Raw genomic sequence first — 22,017 nt, 5'->3', positions numbered from 1 at the left:
GTGATAGCGGCCGCACCATCCGGTTAAACTTGATATTTACTCAAATGCTTTCATTTTAAGCAAGTTAATCTTAAGCAATTTAATCTCAAAAACTACTTACGTTTTTTACGCTGAATGGCATGAATCGCACGGCCATCTGCTGATAAAGCAGCTTCATGAACCGCTTCAGAAATGGTTGGATGCGCAAATGTCATCAACTGCAAATCTTCGATACTAGATACAAATTCCATCGCAATCATACCTTGATGGACAATATCGCCCGCACCAGCAGAAATGGCATGCATACCTAACAAACGATCTGTTTTGGCATCAGCAACAACTTTGATAGAGCCTTGTGCTTCACTTTGGGCAAGTGCACGGCCGTTCGCTGCTAGGTTAAATGAACCAGTTTTGACTTCATAACCCGCTTCAGTCGCTTCTTGCTCGGTCAAACCAACCCATGCAATTTCTGGATGGGTATAAATGACGTTGATAATGGTGTCATAGTTAACTTGTGCTTTTTCGCCATGAATGCGCTCAACCGCCATCATGCCTTCTTCCATGGCTTTATGCGCAAGCATAGGGCCACGAACCAAGTCACCGATTGCATAAACGCCGTCAAGGTTGGTTTTACATTGGTCATCGACATCGATAAGACCGCGTTCAGTCAACGTGATACCGCTGTCTGCGCCCAATAGTTTTTCAGAGTAAGCACGGCGACCGACACAAACGATCAGTTTATCAAAGCTTTCATCCGAGGCTTCGCCTTTTGCTTCGCTGGTCACGACAACTTGATCGCCTTTCACTTCAGCATTGGTTACTTTGGTATCAACACGGATATCAAGACCTTGCTTTTTCAGCATTTTACCCGCTTCTTTAGCGATGTCTTTGTCAGCCGCTGCTAGGAAGCTTGGTAGCGCTTCATAGACAACCACTTCCGCGCCCAAGCGGCGCCATACTGAACCTAGCTCAAGACCAATTACGCCTGCGCCAATGACGCCTAAACGCTTTGGTACTTCGGTGAAATCAAGCGCGCCAGTAGAATCAACAATACGGTCGCCATCAGTTTTTGCCACAGGAATATCGATAGGCACCGAACCTGCTGCAAGAATGACGTTTTTGGCGGTAATAGTCGTTTCACTTTCGTCTTCTAGGGCAGTAAATTTAACTTTTTTATCCGCACCTTTACCATCTTCTAACGTGCCCCAGCCTTGTAGCCAGTCAACGCCATTGCCTTTTAGCAATGCCGCCACGCCGCCCGTCAATTGCTTAACAATGGCTTCTTTACGGCCAATCATTTGCTCGATATCGATAGCAACGTCACCGGTGCTGATACCATGTTCAGCAAGGTCATGTTTGGTTGCTTCATAACGATGTGATGAATCAAGTAAGGCTTTTGATGGGATACAACCGACGTTTAAGCAAGTACCACCCAGTGCTGGCTCACCTTTATAAACGCGTTTTTCGATACAAGCCACGCTCATACCCAATTGACCTGCGCGAATAGCGGCTTCGTAACCACCAGGACCGCCGCCGATGACGACTAAATCATAATTGTCTTTCATAGTACGTTCCTATTTTTAATTTGGTTCTAATTTATTTCTAGATTTTTTTCTGATTTTATGATGATTTAAATGACTGGTTGGCCTACTGAATGATAAATGACGATTTTTCCGTCGTTAATACACCACAAAAAAAGTCGCATTTATTTGACAATAAACCACAATCTCCTCGTCCAAAGTGAAAAAGCTTGTATCAGTGGTTACCGATACAAGCTTAAAAGCTTACAGGTCTAGGAGTAGCATGGTTGGATCTTCGACCAACTCTTTGATAGTAACTAAGAACTGTACCGCTTCTTTGCCGTCAATCATACGGTGATCATATGATAGTGCTAGGTACATCATTGGTAAAATTTCAACTTTACCGTCGACTGCCATTGGGCGATCGTTGATAGCGTGCATACCTAAGATAGCAGTTTGTGGTGGATTCAAGATAGGCGTTGACATGAGTGAACCAAAGACGCCGCCGTTTGAAATGGTGAACGTACCGCCAGTCATGTCATCAAGACCAAGTTTACCTTGTTGTGCTTTACCACCAAACTCACGAATCTTAGCCTCAACATCAGACATACTCATGCGGTCGGTATCACGCAATACAGGAACGACCAAACCACGATCTGAAGATACGGCAACACCGATATCATAGTAGCCGTGATAAACGATGTCATCGCCGTCTAGTGACGCGTTAACCGCTGGGAAGCGTTTTAGTGCTTCAGTCGCCGCTTTAATAAACAATGACATAAAGCCTAGACGTACGCCATGGCGCTTTTCAAATTGCTCTTTATACTTAGCACGCATATCCATCAACGGTTTCATGTTGACTTCGTTAAACGTGGTTAGCATCGCTGTTTCTTGTGAGGCAGCCAGTAGACGGTTAGCAACTGTCTTACGTAGACGCGTCATTGGTACGCGTTTTTCAGTACGCTCACCGGTTGATTCAGCAACTGGACGACCGCTATCAGATTTGATAGAGCTATCAGCTTTTAGCGTTGGGTTTGCCATGTCGGTTTTGGTTACACGACCACCGCGACCACTGCCTTCGACATTTTTAGGATCAACGCCAGATTCTTTCGCCGCTTTTCGTACCGCAGGGCTTTGGTCTTTATGATCCGCTTCGTCTTTTTTATCTGTCGCTTGGACTGGCTCACCGCCATCGGTAGCTTGTTTCGGCTGTACTGGCGCTGCTGGTTGATCTGGGTCAACTGCAGGCTCATCAGCACTATCGCTGCTACCACCAGCAGAACTACCGCTAGCACCAGCTTCAAACTCGGCGATTAGCTCGTCTGACAAAATCGTATCGTCAACTTGCTTAACGATTTTGGTAACCACACCGTTATCAGGTGCAACCACTTCTAATACCACTTTATCAGTTTCAATTTCAGCCAATAAGTCGTCGCGGCTAACTTCTTGACCTTCAGTGACATGCCATTCCACGAGGGTGCCATCGGCAACCGATTCTGGAAAAACGGGGGCTTTAATTTCAGCCATCGATATACTCCTTAGATATTGATATTACTCTTTATTATTAAGTCGTGATAGGCAGTCAATACCATTCTCAATCGTCTTACTTTAATGGTAATAGCGGTACGGACTGTTATCGCCTGATTCGTGTATCTTATATAATCTGTTGCTTAAGCCAACTACTATTTAGATAGCTCATCCACACTGATGCCAAGACCACCAGCAATGAGTGCTTGCTGCTGCTGAACATGTAGTTTTGGAGATCCTGTCGCTGGCGCCGCACTAGCAGGACGTGCGACCGGCTCCATGACTTTTGCCTTGGTTGGATGCGGCACAACAATGCGGAACATATGCGGCGCTAGATAGTACCAAGCACCTTGGTTAAGTGGCTCTTCTTGCGTCCAAACAATCTCAGCTAAGTTACTATATTTTTCAATCTCAGCAATCAAACGCTCTTCTGGTAATGGGTATAGCTGCTCAATACGCACAATCGCTACATGATCTAAACCTAGCGCACGGCGTTGTTCTAATAAGTCATAGTAAACTTTACCGCCGCACAGCACCATACGCGTTACGTTGTCGGCATTTTGCTGATCGATCTCTGGCAATACTGTCTCAAACTTGCCGTTCGCCAGCTCTTCAAGAGTTGAAGTTGCCAATTTGTGACGTAGTAAACTCTTCGGTGACATGACGATTAATGGCTTACGAATCGGACGTACCGCTTGACGACGTAGGGCATGATAGATTTGCGCTGGGGTCGTTGGCGTAATCACTTGCATGTTGTCTTCAGCACATAACTGCAAGAAGCGCTCTAGGCGAGCAGATGAATGCTCAGGACCTTGACCTTCAAAGCCATGTGGTAATAACATCGTTAGACCACAAACGCGCTGCCACTTAGTCTCACCACTTGAGATAAACTGGTCAATCACCACTTGTGCACCGTTCACAAAGTCACCAAACTGTGCTTCCCAAACGATTAGCGCATTAGGAACTGTGGTCGCATATCCATATTCGAAGGCTAGTACCGCTTCTTCTGATAACAATGAGTTGTAAGTAGCAAAGCGCGCTTGCGTCTCACTGATATGTGAAAGAGGCACATACATGCTGCCGTCATTGTCGTTATAGATTTCACTGTGGCGATGCGAGAACGTACCACGGCCCACATCTTCACCAGTAATACGTACCAAGACATTGTCATGGTCAACCAATGATGCATAGGCTAGTGTTTCAGCGGCGCCCCAGTTAAGTGGCTCTTCGCCAGTTTGCATAGCTAGGCGCTGTTCGACCATTTTTTGTACTTGGCGTTGTAGCTTGTAACCTTCTGGCATTTCTGCCATACGGCGACCATAGCCTTTTAGCACTTCGATATCGACGCTGGTATCCCAATCGTCAACCAAATCATGACCTAAGTAAGGTTTCCAATCAACGAAGAGCTCTTCGTTAGGCTGACTCACTAGAGAGCTGGCAACGTATTCACCGCGGTCTAACGACTCACGATATTCATCTTCGTACTGCTGAGCTTCACTCTCGCTCAACACGCCGGCTTTGATCAGTTGCTGTGCGTAGATAGTGCGAGTGGTTGGTAATTTCTTAATCACTGCGTACATTAATGGCTGAGTCGCTGATGGTTCATCGGCTTCGTTATGACCGTTACGGCGATAACAAAATAAGTCAATAATGATGTCTTTATCAAACTCATGACGGTAATCTAATGCCAATTGCGCCGCGAAAACCACTGATTCAGGATCATCACCGTTTACGTGCAAGATAGGCGCGTGCACCATTTTGGCAACATCAGTACAATATTCAGTCGAGCGTGCATCTTCTTGACGACTGGTGGTAAAACCAACTTGGTTATTAATAACAATATGTACTGTACCGCCCGTGGTATAAGCGCGGGTTTGTGACATTTGAAAAGTTTCTTGCACCACACCTTGGCCTGCAAATGCCGCATCGCCATGAATAACGATCGGTAGTACAGAGTTGCCTGTTTTGTTATCTTGGAGTGGTTGGTCATTACGGCGAACTTGACGCGCGCGTACCGAACCTTGCAATACTGGTGCGACAATCTCAAGGTGCGATGGGTTAAACGCCAATGCCAAATGCGCCTCACCGCCCGGTGTCATCACGTTCGATGAAAAACCATTATGATATTTAACGTCACCTGAGCCTTTTTCTGGCTGCACTTTACCATCGAACTCATCAAACAAATCGGCAGGGTTTTTACCCAAAATATTAACCAACAAGTTTAAACGACCACGGTGAGCCATACCGATAACCATCTCTTTAGTACCATAACCGCCAGCACGTTGGATGATTTCATTGATAGCAGGAATAAAGCTCTCACCACCTTCTAGACCAAAACGCTTAACACCCGTATATTTACGAGCCAAATATTTTTCTAAGCCTTCGGCAGCGGTTAAACGCTCAAGGATTGAGAGACGTTTTTCTTTATCAAACTCGATATAACCCAGATTGGTTTCTAGGTATTTTTCCATCCAGCGTTTTTCGGTGCTGGTGGTCACGTGCATATATTCCGTACCGATATAACGGCAGTAGACGCGCTCCATGATCTCAATGATTTCACGTAGCGTCGCTTCATCCTTACCAATATTTAAATCATTGGTTGGGAATACGGTATCAAGGTCGGCTTCAGAAAGATTGTGATAGGCAAGGGTTAAATCTTCCACTTCTGCACGTGGATGCAAATCTAACGGATCAAGCTTAGCACGGCGATGACCACGGCGACGATAGGCTGAAATCAGCTGCTGCACGCCCATTTGCTTTGGGTCAGCACAGTTTGAATTACCAACTGTTGAAGCTGATGCTTCAGTGCTTACTTTGTTCGCCGTTTGATTGCGCGCAAGCAACAAAAACTGATCTTTAATAGCATTGTGCTTGGCATCGTTTGGCGTTTTGTATTGTTCAAAATACGCTTGCCAATCGTTATCAACGCTACTAGGATCATCTAGATATTGCTCATAGAGCGCTTCGATATATTGAGCATTGTCGGCAGCCAGTTCAGTATGATCTAGGCTCGCAGTTTCTTTAGTTATACTATTCATAATAATCGTCTATTTGATAGATAAATGAATGGAATCGTGCTTATTATTGTGTTGTTCGTTATAGGTTAGCGACATCAATCGTCGCTTTTTACCATTAAAACTTGTCTTAACATTATCTTTTTATTAACCATATCTACAAGTTACCGCTCTTGGTCAATAAAAAACATCCTACCCAAGCTATCTCGTTATAAAAAAGATAATTGCAATACCATGCTTACTATTAAAATTATTTGTGAACGGTCGGTTTTCTTTAGTGGCTCGTTTGACAACATTAATTTATATATAATGCTTGCAGCTATAACCAAATTGTTAATAGCATGGTTTTACTCAAAAAATTTTGTCTTCAGTTAGCCTTTTAATTGGCTATTTCCGCTGAAGTGTCTTGCTATGGTAGAAATATAGGCGATATTACGCCAAAGATATAGTGCTGTATAGGGTAACATGACTGCCTAACACGCCATAGTTTGTTTGTTCAATACTAGGTATTTACGAAATGAATATCAACTATCATTTCTCGCAACTAGTTAATTTTTATATGAACAAATAACGGCGCTATCGCTAAGATTTAGCTAAATTTATAGCCTACTTTTTGCATTTCTATAGATTTTGAGCGATATAAACATTTATGGTTAATCACTACCTTTAAATGAATCTGCGCGAAAATATACGGTTGTAATCAATTATATAGACATGCGTACGATATAGCATGCCCTCTTACATACAAGCAACGTATTGTTAATACAGCCTTACTTTCATTGACTGAGTCACCACTGCCCATCAACAATACCGTCTAAAATATCAGTTTTGTGATGCTAGCTTTATAACTGACAGTTTAATGCTGATAACCTTGAATAAAAAACACCACCTAATGAGAGGTGGTGTTTTTTTAACAGCGCTATTATAAAGCTAATTACCAATAAATGGTAGACTAACCTGCTTGATCGATCAGTAAATTGCGCAGATGACCGATGGCTTTGGTTGGATTTAGGCCTTTTGGACATACTGACACGCAGTTCATGATACCGCGGCAACGGAATAAGCTGAACGGATCTTCTAAACGCCCTAGACGAGCACGAATATCAGTATCGCGGCTGTCAGATACAAAACGGTTGGCATTCAATAGTGCTGCTGGACCTAAGAACTTATCAGGGTTCCACCAGAATGATGGGCAGCTGGTTGAACAGCAAGCACATAAAATACACTCATACAAACCGTTCAATTTTTCACGCTGTTCAGGTGACTGCAAACGCTCGGTTGCTGGCGCTGGCTGGTCATTGATTAAGAACGGATGAACTTTTTCGTATTGCTCATAAAATTGGTTCATGTCGACGACCAAATCACGAACCACTGGCAAACCTGGTAATGGACGAACCGTTACTTTTTCAGGCAAGGTGTTCATGTTAATCAGACAAGCTAGACCATTTTTACCATTAATATTCATGCCATCTGAACCGCAAATGCCTTCACGGCACGAGCGACGGAAAGTAAGGGTTTCATCTTCTTTCTTTAGGCGTAATAACACGTCAAGCAACATACGATCTGAGTCCAATAACTCAATCGTATAAGTTTGCATGCGCGGCGCTGCGTCCACATCAGGATCGTAGCGATAGATTTCGATGGTGCGAGTACCTCGGCTCATAATGCTAAACTCCACACATTGGTGATGCGGGCTCACAAGCGTACAGTCTAAAGACTGCTATTTATCAGCGCTATGATTAAACCATAGCGCTGATAAAAGCTTATCGCTGGCGCTCACCTTTTATTAAATAAGGGATAAAACGTTAATTCTATGTATACACAAAGCTGTATGCTCAAAACTACAGGGGCTAGAATTAATAAACGCGAACTTTTGGCTCGACGTAATCGACCGTCAATGGCACTTTACGCACAGGCTTATAGATAATACGATTGCCTTCAGAATACCATAGGGTATGCTTCATCCAATCATTATCGTTACGGCCGTTTGGTGCATAATCATCATCTTCTGGGCGATCATAGTCAGAAACACTGTGCGCGCCGCGGCTTTCATGACGGTTAGCGGCCGATATCATCGTCGCTTTTGCCACTTCATACAAGTTGGCTACTTCAAACGCTTCGATACGCGCAGTATTAAAGACCTGTGATTTATCAGCCAAATGGATTTGGTCGATTTTATCAGCAAGCGCTAGAATCTGCTTAACACCTTCATCCATCATCGCCTGCGTACGGAATACACTGGCATGCTTTTGCATAATGGCGCGAATCTCGTCAGCCACGTCTTGCGCATTGTAGCCTGAAGTTGATTGTTGCAATTTGTCTAAACGGCGCACAGTGAAATCAAGCACATGTGGATCAAGCGGCTTGTAGTTATGGTCAGCATGATGGAATTCATCAACGATATGCTTACCAGCAGCGCGACCAAAGACCAATAAATCAAGTAGCGAGTTGGTACCTAAACGGTTGGCACCATGCACACTAACGCACGCACACTCACCGATTGCATAAAGACCTTTAACGACGTTGCCTTTGGCATATAGACCGTCTTCATCGGTACCCGCTTCTAGATCCGGTACAATCACCTGACCATGAATCGTGGTTGGAATACCGCCCATCATATAGTGAATGGTTGGGATAACTGGAATTGGCTCTTTAGTGATGTCAACGTTGGCAAAGTTTTTACCAATCTCGAATACTGATGGTAAACGCTTCATAATGGTGTCAACACCCAAATGGGTCATATCCATCACGATATGGTCAGCATTTGGACCACAGCCGCGACCTTCTTTGATTTCTTGGTCCATCGAACGTGATACCAAGTCACGTGGTGCCAAGTCTTTCACGGTGGGCGCATAACGCTCCATGAACGCTTCGCCATCTTTATTACGTAAGATAGCGCCTTCACCGCGGCAACCTTCGGTCAATAGTACGCCGGCACCATGAACGCCGGTTGGGTGGAACTGCCAGAATTCCATATCTTGCAATGGAATACCTGCACGAACCGCCATGCCAATACCGTCACCTGTATTGATATAAGCGTTGGTAGAAGCCGCAAAGATACGACCAGCACCACCTGTGGCTAACACAGTAATTGGTGATTGGAATACCGCAACCGTACCGGTTTCTTGCTCAAGCGCGATAACGCCATTGATGTTACCGGCCTCATCTTTGATCAAATCAAGCGCGATCCACTCGATAAAGAACTCTGTACCTTGCTGTAGGTTTTTCTGATAAAGCGTATGCAATAGCGCGTGACCCGTACGGTCAGCAGCAGCGCAAGCACGTTGTACGGCTTTTTCGCCATAGTTTGAGGTATGACCGCCAAATGGACGCTGATAAATGGTGCCATCTTCGTTACGGTCAAACGGCATACCCATGTGCTCAAGCTCATATACTACTTTCGGCGCTTCGCGGCACATGTACTCAATGGCGTCTTGGTCACCTAACCAATCTGACCCTTTCACGGTATCATAAAAGTGAAAGTGCCAGTTGTCATTACTCATGTTACCCAAACTTGCGCCGATACCGCCCTGCGCTGCAACGGTGTGCGAACGGGTTGGGAATACTTTGGTCAAGACTGCAACCTTCATGCCCGCTTCGGCCAAATGCAATGAAGCACGCATACCTGAGCCGCCGCCACCAACGATGACCGCGTCATAGTTCAGGGTTTTAATATTGCTAATGGTATTATCTTGTCTAGTTGCCATTACGGTTTTCCTAATGCCTGTTAATGCTTAGAAGTAAATAAAAAGGCTGATGTCTATGCTGGTTTCTGTCTTATCATGCGGCAATGTCGGCTAATATTTGCGCTCACGCTACTGACAATAATTTCAACCATCAAAATCTGCTATCAATACCTTTTGACCACTTAACTTGCATATCTATCGTTATATTGGGCTTATCTGTTTATTTAACTATCGGTCTAACTGTTATGCAACTGCTTAATAATGCACTGGTATCAGTGATAAGTTAAATTGAGAAATACCCAACGCTATGATTGGCTCTGTCTATTTTGGCTACTAACGGATTTTATTCTCTAAACGCTTTTAAATCAGTAAGGCTATAAATGCGGTTAGATTCATCCGTTATTATTCATCGATATATGGCTGCTAATACTACGCTTATAAATAGCCTATGAATAAATATTTACCGGTATGATAAAAAGTTAAACAGCAACAACACCGAAGCCGTTACCCCAAAAAATCATAATGCCCCAAAATAGGAAGACTAAAATAGCGATAATCATCAATGTTTGTAAAAATAAACGCAGTTTAGGCGCGCTTTCACCCATCTTGCCAGAGGTAATATAGTCGGTAAATACCGTCCACATACCCACCCACGCGTGACCAGCCAATGCCAAAATAGCCAACAAGCTGAACAGACGCATCGGTAAACTGGTCATAAAATCAGACCATTCAATGAAGGTTACATTGCCATGGGTTAAGAAAAAGCCCAGCAACACCACACTGTAAACGGCTAGAATAACCGCACTGATACGTTGGACCATCCAATCACGGGTACCTGAGCTTGTTAGACCGGTGGCGCTTTTGATTCCTGAATCATTTTTTATCATTAGAACATCACCCATACAAATGACGCGACAATTAAAATCGCTGCAATCACTAAGCTGACAACAGACGCCATACGCGCCGATTGTAGCTCTTCATTTTGACCATTATCAGCAAATAAATGCTTCACGCCCATCACGAAGTGATAAGCAATGGCGGCGACGAAAATCCACGCTAAAAAGCGAATAAAGACATTGTCAAACACGGTTTCAAAACTCTCAGGCGATGCCAAAGAATTCTGTAATAACCACAGCATGACTGGGATAAGTAGAAATAAAACAATGCCAGAGATACGATGCAAGATAGAAGCAATTGCAATCGGTGAGCGGTTAACGCTAATCACTTGGCTTAAGGGCAGATTAATAGGTCGGTTGCTTTTCACAGCGGGCATCCTTTTTGCGGTTATACTCCTGTATCAGCTATCAACGCATTATACGAATACTATTTATCAATACTATTCTACAAGCGGCAAGCAACACATGAGATGAATAAAGTAAGGAAGGGCTAGCTGACGTCGTTTCATTTGCGCTAAATATGCAAGGTCGATAAGTCTTATTTATCTGACGTTCAGATAAACTCTATAAATAAAATCTGTGCCCGTAGCGACTGTTTATTTAGTTGCTATTTGGGTAGTTTCCATTTATAAAGTGGTTATAGACTTCCCTATCGCTCACTGAAGTGACAATCCCTTTTTATGACAAATCATTCACACCCTTTATACAAAATAAAGAGGTTACATGGAGTTCATAATATGGGATAAATCGATTAACTATTCTATTTTTACGACGTTGCATCAACAAAAAAGATAACGCCATAATATCATCTGTAGAGTATCATTTTTTATTAAGGCAAACTTCACTGTTGACTATTTAAAAATAGAACAGTTAACAAGAATATTCAAACGATAAGTCGGGATTTAGTCTATCAACCGAACAGTCAATCATCAAAAAGTCTCAATAAAGCTGGGCTTTACCAATAGTTTTATCAGAGCAGCCTATTCATTTGCGCAAAGCTAGTGCCAGTTAAATCCCTCCAATTATAAAATGACTGCGCCATAATTACAAATTTATCCCCTAAATAGTGGTTATCGGTGATTATTTAACAAAAAGCTAGCTATTGGTAAGGCGAATTTATTAGTATTGATATTTCAGAATCAATTTTTGATCCAAATTAATCTGTCGGTTACGCATACTCTGTCTATGCCATGGTGCGTTGCTGCAAATATGACGGACGTTTATCTTGTAATAAAGTCTTAATTATTATAATGTTAATGAGAATCATTACATTATAAGCAACCAGCGGACTTGCTGCTGAATTACCGCTAAATTACTGAATAGACATATTTTGATACAAAGTTTACAGTCGTTTAGCACGACTAACGCACACCTATTACAGACATTACTGCTAAAAGTCTTTTCAAAACCTCAGTAATAACTGCTAATATAGCCTGCATATTAAATGGGTTAAATTTTTTTGACCGTTTAACTAGTGAAGACGCGAGGGTATGCGTCGATATATTTTTATTCTAACAAGTTACAAACAATGGAGAGCAGTTTATGGCTGACAACAATGCCAAATTAAGCGTAAATGGTGAAGAATACGAACTTCCTATTATTGAAGGTACTTTAGGGCGCCCAGTTATCGATATTGCTGCTCTACAAGATTCAGGTTTTTGGTCTTATGACCCTGGTTTTAAAGTAACCGCCCCTGTTGAATCTAAGATTACTTATATTGATGGCGGTAAAGGGGAGTTATTACACCGTGGCTACCCTATCGACCAGTTAGCAAACAATGCTGAATATCTAGAAGTGGCGTATGCGTTGATTCATGGTGATCTACCAAACGCTGAGCAAAAAGCGGATTTCTATGAAAAGGTTCGTAAGCACACCGGTGTTCATGACCAATTACGTAAATTCTTTGAAGGTTTCCGCCGTGACGCCCATCCAATGGCGATTATGGTTGGTGTCGTTGGTGCCCTATCAGCGTTTTATCATGACAACTTAGACGTCAGCAATGAAGCACACCGTGAAATCACCGCTATTCGTCTAATCGCTAAAATGCCAACGCTTGCAGCAATGAGTTATAAATACTCACAGGGCGAACCGTTCATGTATCCACGTAATGATTTCAATTACGCAGAAAACTTCTTATACATGATGTTTGCAACCCCTGCTGATGTTGACTACGAAACCAATGACGTGATTACTCGCGCCATGGACAAAATTTTTACTTTGCATGCTGACCACGAGCAAAACGCTTCAACGTCTACTGTACGTCTAGCAGGTTCTACTGGTGCCAACCCTTACGCGTGTATCGCTGCAGGTATCGCTGCCCTTTGGGGTCCATCACACGGCGGCGCTAACGAAGCTGTTCTTGAGATGCTAGATGAAATCGGTACGGTAGAAAACGTCCCTGAATTCATGGAAAAAGTAAAAAGCCGTGAAGTAAAACTGATGGGCTTTGGTCACCGTGTTTACAAAAACTTTGACCCACGCGCACAAGTAATGAAAGAGACTTGCGATGAAGTACTAGGTGCATTGGGTATCAATGATCCTAAGCTTGAGCTTGCGATGGCGCTTGAGAAAATCGCTTTAGAAGACCCGTACTTCGTTGAGCGTAACTTGTATCCAAACGTTGATTTTTATTCTGGCATTATCTTAAAAGCCATCGGTATCCCAACGTCAATGTTTACCGTTATCTTCTCACTCGCGCGTACTTCTGGTTGGATCAGCCATTGGTTAGAAATGCACAGCGCACCGTTCAAAATCGGTCGCCCTCGTCAGTTATATACTGGTGAAACGCATCGCGACTTCGTTAAAGTTGAAGATCGTAAATAGTCAGCTATTGTTATTAGCAGCATAAAAAATCCCGCTACTTGAGCGGGATTTTTTATGGTCTAAATTCAATAAAGAAATAAAAAGTCACACTTTATTGAAACTCTTTTAAGGTCTGCTCATATTTGGCAATTTGCTCGTCATAACCTTGGATGGTTTCATTAAATTTTGCCATCAGTCTCTCAAACTCTTGCTGCTGATTGAGTTTCATCTGCTGCATATCCATCACTTGTTGGGCTTCTATCTGCTCCCAAACTTGATGCTGAATAATCAAACGCGCCAGCGCTGGACTTTTTGCACTAAGTCTACCGGCGATTTCTGCATGTTCGAATACCTGCGGCACCAATGTCGCGATATTGATTAGAGTATCAACATCTTCCGCACTAAGCAGCGTGGTCACAGGCTGATAAAGGGCTTCCATCGCTTGCTGATAACTGTCTATAATCTGCTCATCTGTCAACATCACTGGTTTACGCGGCTCTAAACTGATACGCTTAAGTACGGTTAAATCACGCTCGCCCACTTCAGTGCTGGTATTGATATCAGTGTCCGTAGTCGCATTGGCGTCGACTTCAGGGTCGTTGCTAACGTCTGACTCACTATTATTATTGTCCATAGCTGCGGCTGAATCCGTAGCAGGTGGTTTTGCTATTTGCTCAGAATCTGTATTATTTGCAACTCGATTAGCGGTATTAGACGGCTTAGCATTGTCTACTGACACAGCAGTTGTACTATCAGGTAACAAATCATTGCCACTGTCTGAGGCATCTGCCGCTTGTAGCGATTCATATTCGGCTTGCAAACGCTGCTGTAGGCTTTTTGCTTGCGCAAGGTACAACGGCTGAAACTGCTCTATACGCGCAGCCGCAGAGTCACTTTTGCGCATCGGCTGACTGTCCTCTACGCTAGTTTTTTCTTTGGGTTGACTATTATCAGCTACTGGTGCTTCTGCTTGCTGCTGACAGCCGCTTAACAACAAAACCCCAGTCATAGCGGCGGCTAGCAAGGAGCGGGTACGCGGCGACATCATTGCTTTATTTAGCGACCCTGCATTTATACAGGTATGATGAGTCTCACTATCAGGCTTTGTTAATAAATTTTTAAACATCCGAGTTCTCATCCTTATTAAAAGCAGTTCGCTTATATATTGAGACTACTAGCTATTTTATTTTTCTATATCTCTAGCAGCTTGTTATTATTATCAAAAGTTTCAGTCATCATATAAATATTATAGGATAAAAGAAAGATTAAACTTTAACTGTGTCATGAGTTTTATGTTCGTCGCGAGTTTTATTATGGTCATGGCTGTTATCGATTCTTTGTGTCGCTAAAAAAGGAATACAATTTTCAAAACCCTGACAATCGCGACCGTGCTGCCGACTGATAAAATAATCTTGCACCATGCGTGCTTGCTGCTCGATACCATAGTTGAAAAAGGGTTTGCCAGCGTTAAGGACATAATCATAGCGGCGATTAATCATAGCGCCGCGCACAACTTTAAGACCTTGCTGCAATTGCCACACATGGGTCAATTCATGAATAAGCCAGCTTTGCTTACCCAATGATGATTGGCTAAAATCTGTGACCCAGTCGGCCGGGTGAAAATAAATATTACCATTAGGACTGACAGCGTAATTTTTTAGTACCCAGAATGCTGTTTTTAGCTGAACTTGCTCAAGCCGGATACTATCGCCGAACACCGAACGAGCCAGTGCTATCTCTCCAGCAGTCAGCTGCCGTGAACGCTGCTTGGTAGCTTTAAGAGGCCTAGCACGAAGAGACTCAGCGCGTTTAAATAAACGCTTGAAAGCAGATAGCGACAGCATAAGTGTCTTACCTTGTATTGGTTGCTGGTTTTATATTTGATAATTCGTTATAACATGATTGGTCATAACTGATAAACCATTAATAAGGTCGAAATCGCGTAAAACAAAGCCTTTAAGACATAAGCTGTACACTTAGCTGACTTTTATTAACGTAAATCTGCGTTAGCCTAGCTATAGTCAAAACAATACAAAAAACAGTCGTTTAATTGATAATAGAGATTTTTATGCCACCCAATTTTCATGCCGATACGCCCCTTGCTCAGCGCATGCGCCCAAAGACGCTCGACGCTATTATTGGACAAGAGCACCTGTTAGCAGCAGGCGCACCGTTACGGCGCTTGGTTGAGCAAGGGCACCTGCCGTCGATTATTTTGCATGGCGAAGCAGGCATTGGGAAGACCACCATCGCTATGCTATTGGCTGATGCGGTTGGCCGACCTTTTCATGCGTTATCGGCGTTAAATACGGGTGTGAAGCAATTACGTGAGGTTTTAGATACCAAGGATTCACTAAGCTTTGAATCGCCGGTGGTATTTATCGATGAGATACACCGTTTTAATAAAGCGCAGCAAGATGCGTTACTTGGCGCGGTAGAGTCAGGTGATATTACGTTAATTGGGGCGACGACTGAAAACCCGTCGTTTAGTGTGAATAACGCCCTGCTATCGCGTTGCCAAGTGTATCGTTTAGAGCCGCTGACGCCTGAGCAAATCAGCGCCGTATTGCAGCGCGCGCTAGCAGAAGATAATATTCTTAAAAACCTAAAAGTTGATTTGCAGGCACAAGAGACAATTAGCCAATTGGCACACGGTGATGCCAGAAAAGCGCTCAATCTATTAGAGCTTGCCATTCAAACGGCAGATAGCAAACAATCGCCATTAATTATCAATGATGAATTGGTCGCTCGGGTCGCTCAGACGGCGCTAGTGCGCTACGATAAAGATGGCGAGCAGCATTACGATATCATCTCGGCCATGATAAAATCTGTACGCGGCTCCGACCCTGATGCGGCGCTATATTGGATGGCGCGGATGCTGGTTGGTGGCGAGCCTGCTGATTTTATCGCACGGCGCTTGGTGATTTTAGCCAGCGAAGATATTGGTAATGCCAATCCAAATGCCCTACTCCTTGCCGATGCTGCACTGCGTAGCGTACAGTCTATCGGCATGCCAGAAGCGCGCATTATCTTGGGGCAAGTGGTGGTTTATCTGGCGACCAGCGCCAAGAGTAACAGCACTTATAAAGCCATCAATGCGGCAATGGCCTTGGCAGAAAAAGACGCCTCGCCTGTACCGCTGCATTTGCGTAATGGCGTGACCAAATTGATGCGCAATCAAGGTTATGGTGAAGGCTACACTTATCCCCATGACTACCCCAATCATTATTATCCGCAAAGCTATCTACCGAACAATTTAATCGGCACCAGTTTTTATGAATTTGCTGACAATCAGCGCGAGCAGCACAGCAAGCAGTTTATGGACTGGCTAAAGGGTCAAGCGGCTAGTAATGAATAACAGCATATTTGCATGCATCATTGATAATACTTATCGCTATTTTTAAGCGATTAATGGACATACTGGCAAGATGACGCAGCACAGTAGGATGAAAAGCGTTAAAATAGCCTCATAATGATATATACAAGTCAATTGAGCGCAGCAATTTTTTTGCTTATTGCTGTTATTTATATGGCTGTTATTAAGCCACGCCATGCTTTACAACAGCGCTTGACGCCCTCTGCTGCTACAATAGACAAATAATAATTTAACCTTATCATCAAACCCATCTATACATAATAAAATATTGAGACTTCCTATGAGTTTAAATACGATTCCTGAGATTATCGAAGACATTCGTGCTGGTAAAATGGTCATCTTGATGGATGACGAAGATCGCGAAAACGAAGGCGATATCATCATGGCCGCGACCCACGTGCGCCCTGATGATATCAACTTTATGATTACCCACGCGCGTGGTTTGGTTTGCTTAACCTTGTCAGAAGCGCGCTGCCAACAGCTGGCATTGCCGCTAATGTCTGACCGCAACGAGGCAAAATTTAGCACCAACTTCACCGTTTCTATTGAAGCGGCTGAAGGCGTGACCACAGGTATTTCTGCCGCTGACCGCGCACGTACCATTCAAGCAGCAGTGTCTTCTTCAGCAAAACCAGAAGATATCGTCCAGCCTGGGCATATTTTCCCAATCATGGCACAAAATGGCGGCGTCCTGCACCGTGCCGGTCATACCGAAGCAGGTTGTGATTTGGCCCGCCTAGCAGGGTTGGAGCCAGCAGCCGTTATCGTTGAGATCATTAAAGACGATGGCACGATGGCGCGCCGTGATGACCTTGAGATATTTGCCAAAGAGCATGGTCTTAAAATTGGGACGATTGCCGATTTGATTAACTATCGCATCGCCAATGAGCAAACGGTCGAAGAAGTCGAATCCCATCCGTTTGAGACCGAATACGGTACCTTTACCTTGCACCGTTTCCGCGAGTTTGGTGCAGACGAAACTCATTTAGCTTTGGTAAAAGGTGATGTCAGCGAAGGCGTCAGTACCGTTCGTGTACATGGCTTCCATCCTTTACGTGACTTGTTTGCGGCAAAAAATGACACCACTGGTCGTAGCGGCTGGAGCGTACGCTCAGCCCTAGAAGAAATAAACAATTCAGAGCGCGGCGTGTTGGTTTGGATCGGCAATCATCAGCCGATTGACTTGGGAGAGGCGCTGGATAAAGCGGCTGAAAATCAGTCCATGTCTACCATCGCTCAGCAGCCTTATCGCAGTATCGGGGTTGGCGCACAGATTTTACGTCATTTGGGCGTGCGTGATATGCGCTTACTGTCGTCACCGATGAAGTTTTATGCGCTGTCAGGTTTTGATTTAAATGTAGTAGACTTTATTCATGCGCCTAAGCAAAAATAAAGCCTAGAAATTAAAAAGTACAGCAACATAAAAAAGGCACGCTAATAGTATTTAGCGTGCCTTTTTATTTTTAACGGTATCATTTTAGTGATATTGATACTTAATAATTTGGCCGACTTTTCAAAGTTTTTAAATTTTTTAAAGTTCGGGCGTATGATTAAATTTTGCCTCTAGTGCCAATAAACGCTCACGCTCCTCATTGCTCCACGGCAATTTATCCTTACCATCACTGTCTAAACGGACGATAACGGCATCAGCGGTCGCGACAATCGCTTCTTGAGCGCAGCTATAATAGCTATATTCCATCACAATACTGGTATTACCCAAATGCTGGCAACGCACGCCTAGTAATAACGTATCGGGATAGGTCACCGGGCGTAAATATTGGCAGCTTGATTGCGCCAATACCGTCACCATACTGCCATCAAACATACCGAGCGCTTGCAGGTAACCAATCCGTGCTGATTCCGCATAACGATAATAGACCACGTTATTTAGATGATTAAAGGCATCCATCTCGCCCCAGTGGATCGGCTGCTGATGAATAATTGGATAATGCGCTAGCTCACTAGGACGGTTGTCATCTACGCTATTATTATTTACGTTTGTGTGTTGTTCAAAAGCACTCATCACTGCATTTCTCTTATTTTTTTATAGAATTTCAAAAACGACAATTAACGCTTAGGCTTATCTAAAATTTGCGTGGTCAATAATGGCGTTGGCTGTGGCGCCGTGGCAATCAGGCGATCTAACCAGTCGACAACTTCTGCGGTATTATGAGGGGCAGATTTGGTTTGATCTTTATCTTTAGAAGTTGCGTTGCTCGTTGTTTGAGCGTTTTTATTATCGGTAGCGGATTTTGACGCAGACGTATCTACTAAGGTTTGTAGCTGTTTACGTGCTTGCCGCAGATAGCCAATCAGCTGATCTTTTTCACGCATATTGCTTGCTTGACTGGCAAGGTTTAAAGTCATAATCACTTCATGAATGATAAGCTCTTTACGGGTTATGCCGACATCGTTAGCGCTAGTATTAGACGCGCCAGCTGCACGAGCAGGACGCTGATAACTATGTAAAAACGCTTGGATATTTTGAATGGCTAAGTTTTGTAACTGCCAAGGACTCGGCTGCGAGCTTCTTGCTTGCAAGCGTTCAATGTCTTTCATTAAACTTTGCTTGATTACCACGGTAAGCGCAGGGGCAATCTCATTACTGCTTTGAGACAGTTGCCAATGCAGACCGCGCAACAAATCAATCGCCGCACTCTCGTTATTATCCGCCAACAATCTATCAGCCGCCTGTATCTGAATGCGCAATAAATCAAGCTGGTTTTGCGCTTGGCTACTAGCAGCGACGCGCGGCTCTGGCAGCGTCTGCTGACTCATCGCAAAGATGCGATCGTCCATCTCATTTAGGCGGCTGACGACTTGCTCATTACTTTGCAAGCGCTCATTTATACTGTGCTCAAAGCGCTGCTGACTAATAAACAACCACAGCAGAGCAGCAATAAGCAATAATATGACCAGCCATTGCAAACGTAGCAAAAACATATTTGCTTGCCGGCGCTGCTGAATAGCAGAAGGCTCCTTAACTAACGAGTCAGAATTCATGGACATAAGGCAGCACCGTTGGTGAATAATTTTTTCAGTAAATATAAAATAAATGGCTTGAGAAAAGGAAGTGTTTTTTAACTGCAACCGACTAGCGGTGTATGGATTGCCGCAAAAATGGTTTCGGGCGCCAAATCTTCCACGCGCCAATAACTTAAATCCTGACCAGCGACCATATTGGCTAAGCGCTCGCCTAGTACGACATAAGCAAAATCGTTGAGCAGCAATGGCGCATGGTTTGGCTTTTCTGCAGTTGTTCTTTTTTCTAAATCCTGCGCTGACACCTCTGTAACAATCGCTTGCCAATGCTCAAACGCTGTGCCACTACTGACAATCACGATAGGTTTTGGCTGCTCAGACTGTTGGCTAAGATACTGGGACTGCCACTCTTTATACTGCGCCATAGCATCATTGGGCATTTTGCGCTCATACCAAGCAATACTATCGATATGGACACCGCGCGCCTGTAAAGTATTGACCAATAAACGCCGCCCGCCAAGCCCGCGCCATACCAACAGCCTATCACCAGCCTGCAGGCTGTCAATTTCTGGCATTGCTAACATACCTTCATTATTAGCAATCAGAGGTTGCAATACTTGATAATTCGCCGCATCGAGTTTGGCGTCATTTAATACCGCTGCAGTCGCCTCTCCTACCGCTATCAGATGGCTTGGCGCTTTTAAACCTTTAAAACTAGCGTCCTGTTGCGTGCTATTAGCTCCCTCAACCAGCTGAGCTTGGCGCTCATGCTCAAGCGCCTGCCAAACGGCTAAGCCAGAAGCTGCCGCTGTCGGACTTACAATAACCAGCGCCTGATAATCACCGGCAAACCATTGGCGCATCAAAGCCATGTCTTGCTCGGTAGTTGGACGCATCTCTAAGGTCAATATCGGTATATCAACTACTGAAAATCCTGCCGCTTGCAAATGATTGGTCAGCGGCGCCGCACGTTCAATGGGGCGCGTATTGATGACCACTGGCGGCAGAGATGCTTGCTTATTAATGGTTTGGTTTGAAGCAGTAGACTCAGAGGATGACCAAGACATAAACATACCGTAACAGAAGTTAAAAAGTGAGCTTACGCATACAGTCATTGCAGCGACTTTATGCGTAAATGGCTAGCGACATTTTATTGTTATGCCACTTAAAGGTGATTTATTTTAAGCTTTATTTAGATTGATAAATCGCTGATAAAATATCACCCGCACCAATTTCTAGTAGCATCTCAGCCACGTCAATACCTAATTGATTGGCTTGCGCTTCTTGTTCGACTTGACTGCCAGTTAAGGTCAAGCGTTTATCAGCTTTGAGTAGCTCGCTACCGTCTTCTTGACCGACGCGGCCGCGTAGCCATAATACATTACCATTGTCGTTATTACCGTTTTGGCCATTGTTTTTGCTATCGTCGTCTGCATCAGCCATTTGTAATACCGCATAAGCGGCAATCGGTACTTGGCAACCGCCCTGTAAATGACGGTTTAGCGCACGCTCAGCGATAAGACGGATACGAGCTTTGTCATCGTTTAACGGTGCCAATAACTTTAGAACTTCGTCGTCACCTTCGCGGCATTCAATCGCAAGTGCCCCTTGACCAACGGCTGGCAAGCAAATATCAATATCCAGCTCACTACGAATGCGCTCGTCATGCTCGATACGCTGTAAACCACTGGTTGCCAAAATAATAGCGTCATACTCGCCGGCATCAAGCTTACCTAAACGCGTACCAACGTTGCCGCGCAGGGTCTTGATTTGCAAATCGGGGCGATAGGCTTTGATTTGACATTGACGACGCAAGCTTGCGGTACCAACCACTGCGCCCTGTGGCAATTCATCGATATTATGATAAGTGTTCGATACAAAGGCATCGGTTGGCGAAGCGCGTTTACAATAAACACCAAGCGTCAAGCCTTCTGGTAATTCCATCGGCACGTCCTTTAAAGAATGTACCGCGATATCTGCCTGTTTATCATATAACGCCTGCTCGAGCTCTTTAACAAACAAACCCTTACCACCAATTTTAGCCAGCGGCGTATCCAAAATCTTATCGCCTTTGGTGACAATTTTTAGCAGGTTAATGGTTAGCTCAGGATACAGCGCCAGTAAGCGGTCACGAATATGCTCCGCTTGCCATAATGCCAATGGACTTTGGCGGGTAGCAATATTTAAGGTAGTCAAAGCAGGTTGCTGCATGGTGCTCATAAAAGGCCTCAATAG

The 22,017-nt window shown here is 44.1% G+C and carries 16 protein-coding genes; 3 read left to right on the top strand and 13 right to left on the bottom strand.

Annotated features, from left to right (window positions below):
- Positions 1 to 92: 92 nt before the first annotated feature.
- From lpdA to sdhC, 7 genes are all read right to left on the bottom strand, one after another.
- A complete protein-coding gene (lpdA, locus tag AB8P72_RS00610; RefSeq protein WP_068407828.1) occupies positions 93 to 1,544 on the bottom strand; it encodes a dihydrolipoyl dehydrogenase in 1,452 nt (483 codons plus the stop codon).
- A 219-nt stretch (positions 1,545 to 1,763) separates the two neighbouring features.
- Positions 1,764 to 3,026, bottom strand: a complete 1,263-nt coding sequence (odhB, locus tag AB8P72_RS00605; protein ID WP_068407829.1) for a 2-oxoglutarate dehydrogenase complex dihydrolipoyllysine-residue succinyltransferase — start codon at positions 3,024 to 3,026, stop codon at positions 1,764 to 1,766.
- A 155-nt stretch (positions 3,027 to 3,181) separates the two neighbouring features.
- Positions 3,182 to 6,064 carry a 2-oxoglutarate dehydrogenase E1 component gene (locus AB8P72_RS00600; RefSeq protein WP_369957888.1) on the bottom strand — a complete coding sequence of 961 codons (2,883 nt, stop codon included), beginning with the start codon at positions 6,062 to 6,064 and terminating at the stop codon, positions 3,182 to 3,184.
- 928 nt (positions 6,065 to 6,992) lie between these two features.
- Entirely contained in the window at positions 6,993 to 7,703 is a 711-nt protein-coding gene (locus tag AB8P72_RS00595; protein ID WP_068407835.1) for a succinate dehydrogenase iron-sulfur subunit, read from the bottom strand.
- A 193-nt stretch (positions 7,704 to 7,896) separates the two neighbouring features.
- Positions 7,897 to 9,747 (bottom strand): succinate dehydrogenase flavoprotein subunit, encoded by a 1,851-nt coding sequence (gene sdhA / locus AB8P72_RS00590; RefSeq protein WP_068407838.1) that lies wholly within the window; start codon positions 9,745 to 9,747, stop codon positions 7,897 to 7,899.
- Positions 9,748 to 10,205: 458 nt separating this feature from the next.
- Entirely contained in the window at positions 10,206 to 10,610 is a 405-nt protein-coding gene (gene sdhD / locus AB8P72_RS00585; protein WP_102077800.1) for a succinate dehydrogenase, hydrophobic membrane anchor protein, read from the bottom strand.
- Positions 10,611 to 10,612: 2 nt separating this feature from the next.
- Positions 10,613 to 10,999, bottom strand: a complete 387-nt coding sequence (gene sdhC / locus AB8P72_RS00580) for a succinate dehydrogenase, cytochrome b556 subunit (protein ID WP_082894375.1) — start codon at positions 10,997 to 10,999, stop codon at positions 10,613 to 10,615.
- 1,165 nt (positions 11,000 to 12,164) lie between these two features.
- Between sdhC and gltA the strand changes: the two genes are divergently transcribed.
- Positions 12,165 to 13,445 carry a citrate synthase gene (gltA, locus tag AB8P72_RS00575; RefSeq protein WP_102077758.1) on the top strand — a complete coding sequence of 427 codons (1,281 nt, stop codon included), beginning with the start codon at positions 12,165 to 12,167 and terminating at the stop codon, positions 13,443 to 13,445.
- A 91-nt stretch (positions 13,446 to 13,536) separates the two neighbouring features.
- Here gltA and AB8P72_RS00570 read toward each other — a convergent pair whose 3' ends face one another.
- Together AB8P72_RS00570 and AB8P72_RS00565 are read right to left on the bottom strand one after the other, a co-directional pair.
- A complete protein-coding gene (locus AB8P72_RS00570; RefSeq protein WP_102077757.1) occupies positions 13,537 to 14,550 on the bottom strand; it encodes a hypothetical protein in 1,014 nt (337 codons plus the stop codon).
- Between the two features lie 139 nt (positions 14,551 to 14,689).
- On the bottom strand, positions 14,690 to 15,265 hold the full coding sequence (locus tag AB8P72_RS00565) for a type IV secretion protein Rhs (RefSeq protein ID WP_369811315.1): 576 nt from the start codon (positions 15,263 to 15,265) through the stop codon (positions 14,690 to 14,692).
- A gap of 227 nt (positions 15,266 to 15,492) precedes the next feature.
- Here AB8P72_RS00565 and AB8P72_RS00560 point away from each other — a divergent pair, with 227 nt between their 5' ends.
- Both AB8P72_RS00560 and ribBA read left to right on the top strand, forming a co-directional pair.
- Positions 15,493 to 16,782, top strand: coding sequence for a replication-associated recombination protein A (locus tag AB8P72_RS00560; protein WP_193029921.1), 1,290 nt, complete (start codon positions 15,493 to 15,495; stop codon positions 16,780 to 16,782).
- A gap of 298 nt (positions 16,783 to 17,080) precedes the next feature.
- Positions 17,081 to 18,193 (top strand): bifunctional 3,4-dihydroxy-2-butanone-4-phosphate synthase/GTP cyclohydrolase II, encoded by a 1,113-nt coding sequence (ribBA, locus tag AB8P72_RS00555; protein ID WP_068407844.1) that lies wholly within the window; start codon positions 17,081 to 17,083, stop codon positions 18,191 to 18,193.
- Between the two features lie 138 nt (positions 18,194 to 18,331).
- Here ribBA and AB8P72_RS00550 read toward each other — a convergent pair whose 3' ends face one another.
- The 4 genes from AB8P72_RS00550 to hemC form a co-directional block, all read right to left on the bottom strand.
- Positions 18,332 to 18,823 (bottom strand): acyl-CoA thioesterase, encoded by a 492-nt coding sequence (locus tag AB8P72_RS00550; RefSeq protein ID WP_369957887.1) that lies wholly within the window; start codon positions 18,821 to 18,823, stop codon positions 18,332 to 18,334.
- Positions 18,824 to 18,867: 44 nt separating this feature from the next.
- The gene (locus tag AB8P72_RS00545; protein ID WP_193029920.1) at positions 18,868 to 19,809 is read right to left on the bottom strand and encodes a hypothetical protein; all 942 of its coding nucleotides are present in this window, start codon (positions 19,807 to 19,809) and stop codon (positions 18,868 to 18,870) included.
- Positions 19,810 to 19,880: 71 nt separating this feature from the next.
- A complete protein-coding gene (locus AB8P72_RS00540) occupies positions 19,881 to 20,849 on the bottom strand; it encodes a uroporphyrinogen-III synthase (RefSeq protein WP_238059963.1) in 969 nt (322 codons plus the stop codon).
- A 121-nt stretch (positions 20,850 to 20,970) separates the two neighbouring features.
- Positions 20,971 to 22,002, bottom strand: coding sequence for a hydroxymethylbilane synthase (gene hemC, locus AB8P72_RS00535; RefSeq protein WP_193029918.1), 1,032 nt, complete (start codon positions 22,000 to 22,002; stop codon positions 20,971 to 20,973).
- Positions 22,003 to 22,017: the final 15 nt, after the last annotated feature.

This window comes from Psychrobacter sp. CLB018, assembly GCF_041222815.1.
GTDB lineage: Bacteria > Pseudomonadota > Gammaproteobacteria > Pseudomonadales > Moraxellaceae > Psychrobacter > Psychrobacter faecalis.
Note: the sequence above shows the minus strand (reverse complement) of the source record. Positions and strands in the feature narration are given on the sequence as shown.